General features: G+C 72.9%; 11 protein-coding genes and 1 pseudogene. 4 read left to right on the plus strand and 8 right to left on the minus strand.

Annotation, left to right across the window (positions count from 1 at the left end; all coding sequences use genetic code 11):
* Window positions 1–23: 23 nt before the first annotated feature.
* The 3 genes from ACGFIO_RS39880 to ACGFIO_RS39890 are packed head-to-tail and all read left to right on the plus strand — an operon-like array spanning window position 24 to window position 6,096.
* Window positions 24–1,064 (plus strand): hypothetical protein, encoded by a 1,041-nt coding sequence (locus ACGFIO_RS39880; RefSeq protein WP_392835338.1) that lies wholly within the window; start codon window positions 24–26, stop codon window positions 1,062–1,064.
* A gap of 35 nt (window positions 1,065–1,099) precedes the next feature.
* The gene (locus ACGFIO_RS39885) at window positions 1,100–2,848 is read left to right on the plus strand and encodes a hypothetical protein (protein WP_392835341.1); all 1,749 of its coding nucleotides are present in this window, start codon (window positions 1,100–1,102) and stop codon (window positions 2,846–2,848) included.
* On the plus strand, window positions 2,845–6,096 hold the full coding sequence (locus ACGFIO_RS39890; protein WP_392835343.1) for a right-handed parallel beta-helix repeat-containing protein: 3,252 nt from the start codon (window positions 2,845–2,847) through the stop codon (window positions 6,094–6,096). Before ACGFIO_RS39885 ends, ACGFIO_RS39890 begins: the two co-directional genes overlap by 4 nt.
* On the opposite strand, the gene ACGFIO_RS39895 is transcribed toward ACGFIO_RS39890, so the two are convergent.
* The 6 genes from ACGFIO_RS39895 to ACGFIO_RS39920 all read right to left on the minus strand — a co-directional run bounded on the left by ACGFIO_RS39895 (window position 6,051) and on the right by ACGFIO_RS39920 (window position 12,222).
* Entirely contained in the window at window positions 6,051–6,563 is a 513-nt protein-coding gene (locus tag ACGFIO_RS39895; RefSeq protein ID WP_392835345.1) for a sigma-70 family RNA polymerase sigma factor, read from the minus strand. The two genes, ACGFIO_RS39890 and ACGFIO_RS39895, sit on opposite strands and share 46 nt — an antisense overlap.
* A gap of 58 nt (window positions 6,564–6,621) precedes the next feature.
* Window positions 6,622–8,355 carry a BTAD domain-containing putative transcriptional regulator gene (locus ACGFIO_RS39900; protein WP_392835446.1) on the minus strand — a complete coding sequence of 578 codons (1,734 nt, stop codon included), beginning with the start codon at window positions 8,353–8,355 and terminating at the stop codon, window positions 6,622–6,624.
* 371 nt (window positions 8,356–8,726) lie between these two features.
* Window positions 8,727–9,272, minus strand: coding sequence for a snapalysin family zinc-dependent metalloprotease (locus ACGFIO_RS39905; RefSeq protein WP_392835347.1), 546 nt, complete (start codon window positions 9,270–9,272; stop codon window positions 8,727–8,729).
* A gap of 169 nt (window positions 9,273–9,441) precedes the next feature.
* On the minus strand, window positions 9,442–10,155 hold the full coding sequence (locus tag ACGFIO_RS39910; protein ID WP_392835350.1) for a CHAP domain-containing protein: 714 nt from the start codon (window positions 10,153–10,155) through the stop codon (window positions 9,442–9,444).
* Window position 10,156: 1 nt separating this feature from the next.
* Complete coding sequence (locus ACGFIO_RS39915; protein WP_392835353.1) at window positions 10,157–11,458, minus strand: hypothetical protein; 1,302 nt, start codon at window positions 11,456–11,458, stop codon at window positions 10,157–10,159.
* A gap of 140 nt (window positions 11,459–11,598) precedes the next feature.
* Complete coding sequence (locus ACGFIO_RS39920) at window positions 11,599–12,222, minus strand: NADPH-dependent F420 reductase (protein WP_392835355.1); 624 nt, start codon at window positions 12,220–12,222, stop codon at window positions 11,599–11,601.
* A gap of 196 nt (window positions 12,223–12,418) precedes the next feature.
* Here ACGFIO_RS39920 and ACGFIO_RS39925 point away from each other — a divergent pair.
* Window positions 12,419–12,502 (plus strand): annotated as a pseudogene (locus ACGFIO_RS39925) (LysR family transcriptional regulator); the annotation flags it as partial.
* A gap of 372 nt (window positions 12,503–12,874) precedes the next feature.
* On the opposite strand, the gene ACGFIO_RS39930 reads toward ACGFIO_RS39925, so the two are convergent.
* Window positions 12,875–13,786 (minus strand): MBL fold metallo-hydrolase, encoded by a 912-nt coding sequence (locus ACGFIO_RS39930; RefSeq protein WP_392835357.1) that lies wholly within the window; start codon window positions 13,784–13,786, stop codon window positions 12,875–12,877.
* On the minus strand, window positions 13,783–14,118 hold the full coding sequence (locus ACGFIO_RS39935; protein WP_392835360.1) for a TraR/DksA family transcriptional regulator: 336 nt from the start codon (window positions 14,116–14,118) through the stop codon (window positions 13,783–13,785). The genes ACGFIO_RS39930 and ACGFIO_RS39935 overlap by 4 nt, the downstream gene beginning before the upstream one ends.
* Window positions 14,119–14,147: the final 29 nt, after the last annotated feature.

The following is a 14,147-nucleotide window of genomic DNA, read 5'->3' on the forward strand; positions in this document are numbered from 1 at the left end:
GAGCCGACCAACGAGGAGACACCTTGACCGAGATCGCCGCCTTCCACGATCTGCTGCTACGTCTGGCCGACCGGCTCCCCGACGACCTGACCACCCAGGCCCGCGGCTGGCTGGCCCTCGGCCGGTCGGTCGAGGTCGCGCGGGCGGTCGCCTTCGCCGCCCTGGCCGGCCGGATCCCGGTCAGCGCGGCGGACTGCGACCTTCTGACCACCACGCTCGGCACGGCCGGCGACGACGGAGGGGTGGTCGCCGCGCTCGACCGTTCCGAGACCAGCGCTCCCGGTCCGTTCGCTCTGGCGCCGGTCGGCCCGGACGTTCTCGAGGCGGCCGCGGGCAGCGTCCCGTACAGCCTGGATCTGACCGTGCCGTACGACGGGCCGGGTGGTCTGGACCCGGCCGACGAGGCGATCCGCGCGGCGGTGGACCCGGGTGAGGTGGCGGGGGTACCGATCCTGGGCGTCTGGCGGAGCTGGCGCTTCCCCGCGTACGAGACTCCCTGGCCGCCGCCCCGCCGGATCTTCCTGGTGCAGGCCGACACCACCAGCGAGCGTCTGGCCTACGTCGTGCCGGTGCTTCAGGACGCTCTGACCGGCGCCGGGGAGATCAGCCCGCAGATCGAGGTCTTCGCCGATCCGGGTGCGCTGCCCTCGTTCCAGCGCACCGCACTCGGTTTCGCCGCTCTGCTGTGGAGCCCCGGGCTGCGGGCCGAGATCCGGATCGCCCGGGTGTTCGACCAGACCCGGCCCACGCTGTCCGACGAGGAGGAGGTCGAGGTGGCCGGCTACCTGGCGGCTGGAACCCCGCTGATGGTCAGCCCGCAGCTCACCGAGGACGTGGCCGATCCCGCGCGCGGCGCCGTGGTGCCGGTCGCCTATCACACCGACGGGCGCTGGGTGTGGCCGGCGGCGAGCCTGTACTACCTGACCGAGCACTCGCTACCTCCGGACGCCGGGCTGCTCGCGCACATCCGTGCGACCGATGCGAGACCGTCGGCTGTGGACGCCGTATCGCTGCACCGGGCGCTCACCCGGCTCTACGCGACCGGCGGTGCGGAGGTCCGGTGAACTTCCCCGCCCGATCGCCCGTCGTCCTTGTCGACATGGACACCGGACTGGTGCGCATCCCCGTCGGCGACGGGTTCGTCGAGCTGCCCGCCGTTCGGCCGCCGCTGAGTCATCGACCACCGGCGCCCCGGCCGGCCCGGCCCCGCCCGGCGTTCCGGCCGCCCTCCGCCGACCAGCCGGGACAGGCCACCGCGGCCGGATGGAGCTTCCTGTCCGGGCCGTCGTCGGTGGCCGGACCGTTCGCCGCCGGTTTCGTGGTCGAGGTGGCCGTCGGGGACGGTGGATTCGAGGTGGTCGGCCGCCCGGTCCGCCCGGCGACCATGGCCGCGCATCTGGCCGGGGTGTGCCCGCCGGAGCGACCGGTCCTGCTCGTCCCGTCCGGCACGTCGATCTCGGCGCTGGCGCTCACGCTGTTGATCGAGTCGGTGGTGGACGCCCTGGACCGGCCGATCCTGGCCGGCGACACCGGAACCCGTCTCACCCCGGCCGGAATCGCGTTGGGCCGGTTCCGCCGCCTCCATCCCCGCCCGGGCCGGTCGGCGCGACGGGTCGACGACATCGGCCCCGTCCTGCCCGCCCCTCGGGCCGGACTGGCCCCGCCGGCGCCGCTGGTCCTGGCCACTCCCCCGGTACGACCGGCCGCGCCGCCGCCGGACGGCGCCGTCACGCCGCCGTCGTCGGTCGCACCCGCCCCGGCCGTCGCACCGGTCACCGCACCCCGGCCGGCGGCGACGATGGCCCGACCGGCCGAAACGTCGGCGGCAGCCTCCCCGCCGGCCACCGGGGCACCGTCCGAGCCACCGGCAACCAAACCGGTGGCCGTCGACGGCGCCGTCGCTGAGCTGTGCGCGCCCGGACGGCCGGTCCGGCATTTCCCGGTGCTGGCCGGGCCGATCAACCCGAGCGCCGCCACGGCCGACCCCGCCCCGGGCCAAACCCCGGACCCGGCCGGCCCGCCCCCGGCCCCCGTCATCGCCGGGGTGAGCGAGGCAACGGAGGCGACGGCCACCGCCCGATGGCTGACTGAGGCCACGGCCGATCGTGCCGCCGTACGGCAGGTCCTCAACGGACGCTACGACGCGCACGCCCGGATCGTCGCCCGGCGACTGTCCGAGGATCCCGGCCTGCGGGCGGTGGCCGGTTCCGCCGCCGGCCTGACCGCCGGGCTGGTGGCCGTGCGCGCCTACCTGCTCGAGGAGCGGGACACCGTCAACCGGGTTCTCCGCGGCCACGGCGCCGAGGACGAGCACACGCGGGCCGACGTGATCGCCCGGACCGCGGTGTACGGCCTGCACCGGCTGCCTCCGGTCTTCGGGCCCGTGTTTCACGCGGCCGCCGCCACCAGCGTCGCCGCGTCCGGGTACCGTGCCGGCGACGAACTGATCGAGCCGGCGTTTCTGGACGTGGACCTGGTACCGGCCGAAGCCGGCGAGGATGCCACCGTCGAGATGGCGATCTGGTCGGTGTCGGCGCGCCGGGTGGGCGGCCTCGAGGCCGGCGGGACGACCGCGTTGTTCCCGCCCGGCAGCCGGTTCGCGGTGCTCGCCGTGGACCGCGCCGGGGACGCGCCGCCGAGAGTCCTGCTCCATGACCTGTCCGTGGCACGCCGCAGCGGCCGCGTCGACCCGGACCGGATCCTGTCGCGGCTGCGTGAGACGCGACGCTCCGGCCGCGCGCCCGGCCGACGGACCCGGTCACGGATAGCCCCGGGCCTGGACGACAGCGGTTTGCGCTTCCGCCGGCCGAATGAGAGTCAGCCTCGCCCGAAGGATGGAGCAGCGTGAACACCAACGTGCTGTCGGTGTCGCAGACCGAACCCGGATGCGAGTCGACGATCTCAGCCGCGCTCGCGGCGGCCACGCCCGGGGCGACGATCGTGGTGCAGCCCGGCGTCTACCGCGAGCAGCTGCACCTGTCCGGCGACGTCACAGTGGTGGCCGAGGACGGCCGCGGGACGGTCACCGTGGACGGCGGTGACGGCGTCACGGTGTTCACCGCGGGCGGCGCCCCGGTCCTGCGCGGGCTGGTGCTGACCGGCGGCGGTCCCGATCTGCCGGCGGTTCAGGTCGGCCGGGGCGTGGCCACGCTGGCCGACTGCGAGGTGCACGCACATGCGGTGGTGGCGGTGCACGCGCCGGGCGGCCGGTTGGAGATGACCGACTGTGTGGTCCGGAATCCGGACGGCGCCGGGCTGCTGGTCGAGAAGACCGGCCAGGCCGCCGTCACGGGCTGCACGCTCCGCGAGATCGGGGCGTCCGCGGTGGTGGCCACCGGTGGCGCCGATCCGGTGCTGCGCGCGTGCACGATCACCGATGTGCGCGGCTCGGCGGTGCTCAGTACCCGGGACGGCCGGGGCACCCTGCAGCGGTGTGACATCAGCGCGGTGGACGGGCCGGCCGTCGCCGTGGAGGGGGACAGCGAGCTACGGCTGACCGGCACGACGGTTCACGACACACCGGGGGCCGGCATCGTGGTGACCGGCGGCGCCCCGGTGCTGGAGGACTGTGAGCTGCGAGCCATCGGCGGGCACGGGATCGTGGTGTCCGGCACGGCCCGCCCGGCGGTGACCCGGACGCGGATCCGCTCGGTCGGCGGACACGGGATCCTCCTGGTCGAGGAGGCCGCGGGCGAGTTCGGCGAGTGCCGGGTGGAGGAGGCCCGGGCGGCGGCGATCGCGATCGGCGATCAGGCTCGCCCGGTCTTCTCCGGCGGGCACGTCAACGGCGGCGACGAACCGGGCCTGTTGTTCACCGGCCCGGCCACCGGCCACATCCGGGGCACCGTGGTCGGCGGCGGGCGGACGGCCGTGGCGCTGACCGGGTCGGCCGCTCCCGCCCTGGAGGACCTCTGCGTTCGCGACTGTTCCGAGACCGGCGTCCGGGTCGCCGAGCAGGCCCGGCCAGTGATCCGCCGCGGCCGGATCGAGCGGTGCCAGACGGCCGGGCTGGAGGTCGGCGAGGGCGCGACGGTGGAGGCGACCGAGTTGGTGGTCCGCGACGGACGGCACGGTGTGACGGTCGCCGCCGGCGCTACGGTGCTGCTGAACAACTGCGACATCGCCGACGCGGGGGACGCCGGGGTGCTGGCCGGCCACGGTGCCACGGTCACCGCGGTGCGCTGCCGGATCCACGGCGGCGGGGTGGGCGTGCGGTTCGCGCCGGGCGCCACCGGGCAGCTGGACGACTGTGAGGTCATCGACAACGCCCGCGACGGTGTGGTGGTGGAGACCAGGGAGGCGGTGAAGGTCACCGGAGGTGCGTTGACCGGCAACGGCGGTGCGGGGGTACGCCGGACCAAGCCCTCCTCCCCCGACGACCGCCCGGAGGGCGAGCTTCTCGGCGAGCTGGCCGGACTGGTCGGCCTGGCCGCCGTCAAACAGGAGGTGGCGACCCTGGTCGGCCTGCATCAGGTGGCCGCCCGGCGGGCCGCCGCCGGGTTGCCCGCGCCGCCGATGTCCCGGCACATGGTCTTCGCCGGCGCCCCGGGCACCGGCAAGACCACCGTCGCCCGGCTGTACGGCAAGATCCTGGCCGCGCTGGGCGCCCTGAAGACCGGGCAGCTGGTCGAGGTGTCCCGGGCCGACCTGGTCGCCGAACACATCGGCGGTACCGCGGTCAAGACGGCCGAGCGGTTCGCCGAGGCGATCGGCGGCGTGCTGTTCATCGACGAGGCGTACACCCTGTCCCCGGTGGAGGGTGGTTCCGGCCACGACTTCGGCCGGGAGGCGGTGGACACCCTGGTCAAGCTCATGGAGGACCATCGCGACGAGGTCGTGGTGATAGTGGCCGGCTACTCGGCCCAGATGCGGGCGTTCCTCACCGGCAACCCGGGCCTGGCGTCGCGGTTCTCCAAGACCGTCGAGTTCGAGAGCTACTCCACCGCCGAGCTGGTCACCATCGTCGAGAAGATGTGCCGCGCGCACCACTACGCGCTGGAGTACGACACCCGGGTCGCGCTGGCCGCCCTGTTCGACGGCATGGTCCGGGACACCAGCTTCGGCAACGCCCGGGTGGCCCGCAAAGTGTTCGAGGAGATGATCGGGCGGCAGGCGTTCCGGCTGTCGCAGAGCACCTCCGCCTCCGGGGTCGAGCTGGCCCAGCTTCTCCCCCAGGACCTGGGCGCGCCGCCCGCCTCCGGGGTCCGGGCCGGCGACGGCCGCGCGGAAGAGGTCGAACAGATGCTGGGCCGGCTGCAGAGCATGATCGGCCTGGCCGCGGTCAAGCGCGAGGTCTCCGAGATGATCGACCTGCTGTCCACCGCCCGGGCCCGGGTCGCGGCCGGGCTGCCCGCCCCGTCGCTGTCCCGGCACCTGGTCTTCTCCGGGCCGCCCGGCACCGGCAAGACCACCGTCGCCCGGCTCTACGGCGACCTGCTGACCGCGCTCGGGGTGCTCGCCGGCGGGCAGTTCGTCGAGGTGGCCCGGGCCGATCTGGTCGGCGAGTACATCGGGCACACGGCGCAGCGTACGAGAGAAGCGTTCGAACGAGCCCGCGGTGGCGTGCTGTTCATCGACGAGGCCTACACGCTGGCGCCGCCCGGGGTCCAGAACGACTTCGGCCGCGAGGCCATCGACACGCTGGTCAAGCTGATGGAGGACCATCGCGACGACGTGGTGGTGATCGCGGCCGGCTACGAGCGCGAGATCGAGGTGTTCCTGGCGGCCAACTCCGGTCTGGCGTCCCGGTTCTCGCGGCGCATCCACTTCGCCAACTACAGCCCGGACGAACTGGTCGCCATCTTCCAGCGGCTGGCCATGGCCAGCGGGTACGAGTGCCCGGGCGAGACCCTGGTGGCGTTGCGGGAGCACTTCGAGCGGGTGCCCCGCACCGCCACCTTCGGCAACGGCCGGTACGCGCGGCAGGTCCTCGACAACGCCGTCACGCGGCAGGCGGGCCGGCTGCGTACCCTCTCGTCGCCGACGGTCGAGCAACTCCGCACCCTGACCGTCGCCGACATCGGCCGGGCCGGTTCTCGCCCGGAGCCAGGTCAGGCCGCCTCACCGAGCGCGCTGCGCAGCGAGCGCAGCGCGTAGTAGGCGCGGGACTTCACCGTGCCCACCGGCACGCCGAGCTTGGCCGCCGCCTCGTCGGCCGAGGCACCGATCAGGTACAGCTCGGCCAGGATGGTGCGATGCGCGTCGGTCAGCGCGGCGAACGCCTCGTGCACGCTGTGGTTGGCCAGCGCGTTGCTGGTGGTGTGGTCCTCGGTGGCCAGGTCGGTCGCCTCCAGCAGGCTGACCTCGGGTGGCCGGACCTGACGCATCCGGGCCGCGTCGATCGCGATCCGGCGGGCCACGGTGAACAGCCAGCGCCGGGCGTTCTCCTCCTCCACGGGCAGCGAGTCGAGGTTCTGCCAGGCCCGGACCAGTGTTTCCTGGACCAGATCCTCGGCGGTGTGCCGCTCGTTGCGGGTCAGGCTCAGCAGGAACCGCAGGAGGGGTGCCGCGTGGGTGGCGTGCACCCGAGCCATGCGGGACTCGGCGCTCTCTTCAGGGCTCACAAAGCGGGACGTTACGGCGGCAGGAGTGGCCTATTAGTGACTCGGCCGTCGCCGCCGGTCACTTCGGTCCTGAGCTGCCCACCGTTTCCCGGCGGTACGTTCCCGCGGCGTACATCCGGGCAAACCGGTGCCACGAATAGCGCCCGGTGTCACGTTCCAGGACCAGCCCGGCCCGGTCCAGTTCGGCCAGCAGCGCGTGCGCGGTGGCCGGAGGCAGGTCGCCCAGCCGCTCCGCCACGGCCACCGTCACCTCGTCGCCGGGATGGTGGGAGAGCAGGTGGAAAAGGCGCGCGGCGGGCTCGGAGAGGCGGCGGTACGAGCCCGCGAAAGCGGCCCGCAGGCCGGCGGCGATCTCGCTGTGGGCGTACCGGTCCGGATTCTCGATCATGCGCCGGAGCTCGTCGGCCAGATCGGCCAGGCTCAGTTCCGGCTGGGCGGCGGCACGCGCACCGGTCAGGGCGAGCGCCAGCGGCAGACGTCCACAGTGTTCGACGACCGCGTCCAGGGCGGCCGGATCGGCGGCGGCCCGACCGGGCCCGAGATGGATCCGCAGCTGAGCGCGGGCCTCGGCCGGTGAGGGCAGCCCGACCGGCAGGAAGTCCGCCCCGGCGGCGGCCCGCAGCTTGGTCAGCTTGCTGCGCCCGGTCACCAGGGCCAGGCTGCGGTCGGTGCCGGGCAGCAGGTCGGCGACCTGGTCGGCATCGCGGGCGTCGTCCAGCACCACCAACATCCGTTTGCCGGCCAGCAGGCTGCGGTAGAGGCCGGTCCGGGCCTGCCGGGTCGACGGGATCGCGCGGGCGTCGACCCCGAGCCCGACCAGCAGATCGTGCAGCGCCTCGTCGGTGGTGACGGCCGGCCGGGTGTGGTCGAAGCCGTGCAGGTCGAGGTACAGCTGCCCGTCCGGGTACCGGTCGGCGAGCCGGTGCGCGGCCCGGACGGCCAGCGCGGTCTTCCCGGTGCCGGGCATGCCGTGGATGGCCATCACCGGCCCGCGCACCTGAGCCAGCAGGTCCCGCCGGCCGGTGAACGGCAGGTCCGGTGGCAGCTGGGCGGGCGCCGCCCGGACCAGGCCGGCCGACGGGAACTGCTGGCGCAGCACCTGTTCGTAGGCCTGCCGCAGCTCCGCACCCGGGTCGACGCCCAGCTCCTCGCGGAGGCGGCGGGTGACCAGCTCGTACCGGGCCACCGCATCGCCCTGCCGGCCGGTCGCGGCCAGCACCAGCAGCAGCCAGGCCTGCGTCGCCTCGTCGTACGGATGCCGGTCGGCCGCCTCGGCCAACGCCGGCAGCGCCACCCGGCCCTGCCCCAGGGTGAGCGCCGCCTGGGCGAACGCCTCGACCACGGCGGAGTATTCGCGCTCGATCGCGGTGAAGGCCGGATGCGCACGCTGGATCGGCTCCAGGTCGGCCGCGACCGGGCCCTTCCACCAGCTCAGGGCCCGGGCGTAGAGGGCGAGCGCCTCGGCCGGCGTCTCGCCCCGGGCCCACTCGGCCAGCCCGCGGAAGCGCAGCAGGTCGAGCGACTCGACGTCGACCGCCATCCCGTAGCCGCCGCCGCGCGGCACCAGCCAGCGTCCACTGGCCCGGTTGGGCAGGTCGGGTTCGCACTGCCGGCGCAACCGGCCGACGTGCCGGTGCACCAGGTTGACCGCGTGGGCCGGTGGTTCGTCGTCCCAGAGAATTTCCACCAGCTCGGACAGGCTGGCGGTCTGCCGGGCCCGGGCGAGCAGCAGGGCGAGCATCGTACGTCGCTGCCGCGGGCCGAGATCGATCTCCTCGCCGTCGCGCCACATGCGCACCGGACCGAGAATCTGAAACCTGACGGCGGGCAGCGTGACATTCGGGGAAACAAACATTGCGTTGTCACCACGCCAACATGAGCATTATGGAGGGCGTCCTGGACGTTACCCCAACCGGCCGACGCTGCAATCCGGCCAGCATTGTCAGCACCCCGATCCGGCGCGATCATCGCCGAGTTGGACTCGCGTTCGACCCGCTCATCAGGCCGTTCGCGAAATTGGGGCGGTCGTACCAGACATCGTCACAAATGGATGAACGGACGCGCTCTTTGCCCTTTCATACCCTCGGCCGCTGGAACCTGCCCCCTGTGCGTGACATGAGGGCGGCCCGGGGAATCGCGCCCCCGGACCGCCCGATCGAAACGTCAGGCCGCGGGGGCGCCGGCCCAGACGTAGGTCTGCGCGGGGACCTTGGCCGCGGTACGGAAGTTGGCGTTCACCTGGGCGACCTCGGTGCTGTTGGGGTTCGCGTTGGTGCACGACACGGGGGCGCTGCTGCCCGACATCAGGTCCGCGCAGAGGCCGGTACGCCGGTCGGGCAGCCCCAGGATGTGGCCGAACTCGTGGGCGGCGATCCGCGGCACGTAGTAGCCGTCGTTCACCGCCTCACGGCCCATGTACCAGTAGCCGTTGCCCAGCGACGACGTGTACGTGCGGGGCCAGCCGTTGTCGGCGTACACCCGGATGTTGGGGGTTCGCCCGGCCGGCACCTGTTCCAGCCGCACGTTGGTGGCCCGGCTGTTCCAGATCTGTGCGCCCTGGTTGACGGCGGCGACGAATTCCTGCGCCTGGGACGCGTCGTAGTACAGCACCCGCGGCGCCGCCGAGGCCGGTGCGATGCCGGTGGCCTGTAGACCGGCGGTGACGAAGATGGCCGCGAGGAGTGTTGCGGCCAGCCTGCGTAGCTTCATGGAACCCTCCTGGTGGTCGGGAGACGACCGTATCAATCCAGAGAAGATCGTCAATGTAGCGGCGGGCCTACCGGCCGCCCCACGGCCTTGGAGCCGCCCACCCGGCCCGACGGGAGTTGCGGTCCGCACCACCACTCAGGCACCACAAACGCTCTTGATCCACGCCCGATCAACGGATCGCGTTGAGCAGCGGCCAGGTCTTCGGGCCGGCCACACCCAGACCCTTGAGCCCGCGCCGGACCTGGAACTCCCGCAACGCCCGCTCGGTCAGCGGCCCGAAGTCGCCGTCCACGGTCAGCCTCGCCCGCCCGGCCCAGAAGTTCAGCCGGCCCTGAATCCAGCGCACGGTGCCGTGCTCGCGGCTGCCCGGGCCGATCGGGTGGCCGGGATAGCGCAGGTCGCCGCTCCCCGGCGCCGGGTGCCGCTGGGCCGTGACGAAGCCCGGACGACCCACCGCCACGATCCGGCTCGACCGCACCTTGCGCAGCACCCCGCCGCCGGACCGGACACCCTTGCCGTTGGTGTTGCCCTCGATGGTCTGCAGGCGGCCGCCGCCCAGGTTCTTCTCCACGATGCCGACGTGCGAGACCGGCTTGAGCGTGCCGCTGAAGTCGAACCACACCACGTCACCGGGTTTCGCGTCACGCGTCCGCACCAGATGGCGATGCTTGCGATACCAGGGGTACGCGACGCGGGTCACGGCCGTCTTGGGCATCTCGCCGCCCGCGCCGGCCTGCCGGAACACCCACCACACGAACTGCTGACACCAGAAGACATGGTTCATGCCGTACGCCCGGCCGTACTTGTTGTCGTTGTTGTGGCCCTCCTGGTAGCCGATCTGGGATCGGGCGATCCGGAGAACCTCGGCCGCGGTCCGGGCCATCTCAGCCCACCCCCCGGTCGGTGCCGGTCTGGGCCAGTTCCTCGTCGCCGACCTCGGGATCGCCGTCGTCGTCCGGGAACTCGTCGGGCTCCTCGGGCCGGAGCGGGAACTCCTCGATCTCCAGCTCCTCGTCGGTCTTCTTGAGCTCGTCGACCAAGCCGTCGACCTCCTGCGGGGGCAGGAACTCCCCGGTCGCCTCGACCGGCGCGGCCGCGACCTCGCCCGGTGGATCGGTCGGCGGGGCCGGCGGCGCGGACGGCATCGCCACCGGCGGCTCGGCCGGCTTCGCCTCCGGGTCCTTGCTCGGGATGTTGTCCATCAGCTGCTGGGCCCGGTTGTCGGCGACCCGGGTGACCAGGTGCTGGGCCAGGCCGAAGAGCAGGGCGTAGGCCAGGATCTGGCGCTGGCTGTCCAGGTTGGTCAGGCCCGGTACGAAGCCGCCGGCCAGCAGCAGCATGCCGATGATGGCGGTCAGCGCGCCGGACGGAACCTTGAGCACGGCCAGCGCGGTCGACACCGAGTACGGCGTGGAGGTGCCGCGCAGCCGCCGGATGGCGATCAGCGCCCCGAGCGCCCCGCCCAGCGCCCCCAGACCACTGATGATCAGGATGTCGGCGCGGCCCGGCCGGAGCGGCGCGCCCCGCGGGCACACGTTCGGCGCGACGGCGGTGACCGCCTGGCCCGCGTCCGGCGGCGCCGTCACGGCCGGGTCGAAGCACATCGGGACGGCGTCCGGCGTCTGCGCCACGAAGAAGATGAGCAGGCCTGTGAGCAGGGTGATCGCGGCCGCGGCGAGCACGATGATGTTCCGGAAGTCGCGCAGCCGGGTGTATTCCTCGTCGGACGCGTCGTACGCGATCTCCATGGCCTGCTTGACCGCGGCCCGGCGGACCGGCCCGGTGCTGGTCTGCAGCGCCCGCTCCCCCTCGACCCGGCGCGGGTCGTTGCGGCCCAGCGCCTGACCGAGCCGGGTCGCGACCTCCGGGACGATCGCCGCGAACTCCGGCTCGGGCAGGACGTCGACCAGGAAGATCTTCGCGGAATGCAGATGCAGGTACGCCCGTTCGACGGACGCGCCGCGCCACCGGTCGAGCATCCCGCGCCGCCCGAACCGCCCGGCCGACCGGCACGCGGTCCGCGCCTCGGTGACGTGGTGCTCGACCGCGGCCCGCGCCTCCATCTCGGACGGCGTGAGGTCCCGGGCGGTCGCGATGTTGAGGCGGTGCTGGATCCGGTCGGCTTCCAGGTCGGCCTGCACCGCCCAGTGCTCGGGCCACAGCCGCCCTCCAGGTGGGACAGACATCGTTGACCTCCAGGCGAACGGCACGGGCCGCCCCCAGGATGCCCCCGCCCCGCGTTCCTGTCATTCCACCCGTCGGTCCGCGTGCGCGACGATCAGCCGAGTCCACTCAGTACGAACATCGGACCGCCGCGGGTATCACGTCAGCCGGCGAACTCGCTGACGCCGAGGGCGAAGCCCCCGTGGCCGATCCCGTTGCCGGCCAGACCGACCGTGACCAGGCCCATTCCTGCCAGCCAGCGCGCCATCTGCAGGCCGCCGACATCGAGCGGGCGCAGCCCGACGCCCTCGATGAACGCCGCGACACTCGCCTTGGCCCGCGCGTCGTCGCCGGCCATGAAAACGTCCGGCCGTCCGTTCGCCAGAACCTGACTGAAAATGGTGTTGAACGCCTTCACCACGGCGGCGCCGGCCGGGGCCACGGTGGCCACCTCCTGCGCGATCGAGGTCTCATCGCCGTGGGCCAGCCCGTCGAACGTGGCGTTGAAGGGATTGCCGATGTCGACGATGACCTTGCCCGCGAGAGCGTCACCGTACTCGGCGACGACCGGAACGACGCCGTCGGCCAAGAGCGCGGCAATGACGACGTCCGCGGCCGGGACGGCACCCCACGGGCCCGTCATCGCGCCGCCGCCCAGAGCCTTGACCAGCTCATCGGCCTTGGTCTGATCGCGTCCCATTACCTCCACGGCGTTACCGCCCGCCACCGCGAGCGTGCCGATGGCGCGGGCCATGTTGCCCGTACCGATAATGCTGATTCCGCTCATGGCGGTACGCCTGCTTTCCGAAGCTCGACAAATGGGTCGTGAAATTGCGCTCCGGCCCTTTCGGGACCTATTCAGGCTGCCATTCGGATGAATAGCTGTCCAAGACCTCTTCCGGCCGCCGTGATACCGTCGGGGCATCACCGGACCGGAGGCGGCCATCGACCTGGACCTGCGCAAACTGCGCTATTTCGCCGCCGTGGCCGAGCGTCTGCACTTCGGTCGCGCCGCCGAGGAACTGCACATCGCGCAGCCGGTGCTCAGCCGGCAGATCCGGGCGCTGGAACACGATCTCGGCGCCGCGCTGTTCACCCGAGCCGGCGAACCGCTGATCGGGCCGACCGACCCGACCACCCGGCGACCGAATCCCGACGCCGGTTACCAGGTGCGCGGCGTGGACGAGACCCTCGAACACGTCGCGGCCGGCCGGGGCATCTCGTTCCTGGCCCGCTCGACCGCCGTGTTCTACTCACATCCGGACGTCAGCTACGTACCCGTCCCGGAACTCTCGCCCGACCAGGTGTCCCTGGCGGTCACGGCCGCACGCTCCTCGCCGCTGGTCGACGACTTCGTCACCGCGGCCCAGGCGACGGCCGAGATCACCGCCGAGTGCGAAACCTTGAAATGTGGCAGCCACGTCGGCCCGAAACACGCCTCAGGCGTCGTTGACGGCGGTGTGCATGGGGCGGCCCAGCAGGGCGGTCGCATCGGTGAAGGCGGTGATCAGGTCGAAGTCCCGGCCGCCGTCGTCGGCGTAGACGCGGTGCAGGTTGAGGACGATGCGCTCGGCGTCGGCCCAGCCGGCGAACTCGCCCAGGTCGGCCTGGCGGGCCGCCCGCAGCGGTGGGATGCCGCGCGCCAGGCCGTCGCGGCCGAGGTCGAGCACCAGCTGGTAGTAGCGCCGGTGCTCGTCGAGGACCCGGGCGATAGTGGCAGGGTCGTCGAGGACCGGGCCGTGGCCGGGCACGATGACCCGCGGCGCGAAGCCGGCCAGCCAGTCCAGGGCGGCCAGCGCGCCAGGCACCGAACCCATGAACACCAGCGGGGTGAGGCCGGCGAAGACCAGGTCGCCGGTGAAGAGGACGCCGGCCGAGGGCACCCAGGCGACCACGTCGCCGGTGGTGTGGGCCGGGCCACCGGGATGGCGCAACTCCACCGGGCGGCCGCCCACGTGGAGCGTCAGCGCGTCGGTGATCGTGACGTCGGGCAGACGCCGGGTGACCGGGCCCCAGTCGGGCACCGGCTGCCAGAACGGCGGGCATCCGTCGATCACCGGGTCGGCGGCCAGCCCGTCGCGCATCAGCGCGTGCCCGATCACCACCGTTTCGGGCGGTAGCAGGCTGTTGCCGTATGTGTGATCGCCGTGCTGATGGGTGTTGACCGCGTAGCGGACCGGACCGAGCGTGGACGTCGCGTCGAGGAAGCGCCGCGTCCGCGTGGCTGTGGCGCACGTGTCGACGATCAGCGCCGCGTTCTCCCCGGCGACCACCCCGGCGTTGTTCAGCCACCAGGTGCCGTCGGGCTGGACCCACGCGTACACCCCGTCGCCGACGTCCCGCAGGCTCATGCGCACTCCACACAGGTCCGGGCGAACGGCCGGGCCTCCAGCCGCTCGGCTGCGATCTCGCGTCGGCAAACGGTACACACCCCGTAGGTGCCGTCCTCGACTCGGGCCAGGGCTTCGTCGAGGTCGCCGAGCCGGCGCCGGGCCGCGTCGAGCACGGCGGTCAGCTGGGCCCGCTCGTACGCGATGGTGCTGCCCTCGGGGTCGTGCTCGTCGTCGGCGTTGGTGTCCTTGGACGCCTCGAACAGCGCGTGCAGACTCTCGTCGAGGTCGCGGACCTCGAGCGCCGCCGAGGCGCGGAGCCGGCCCAGCGCGGCGGCACGGTCATCGTTCATCGCCCGTCCACGATAAGCGATATAAAGCA

Source organism: Actinoplanes sp. NPDC049265 (assembly GCF_043197135.1).
Classification (GTDB): domain Bacteria; phylum Actinomycetota; class Actinomycetes; order Mycobacteriales; family Micromonosporaceae; genus Actinoplanes.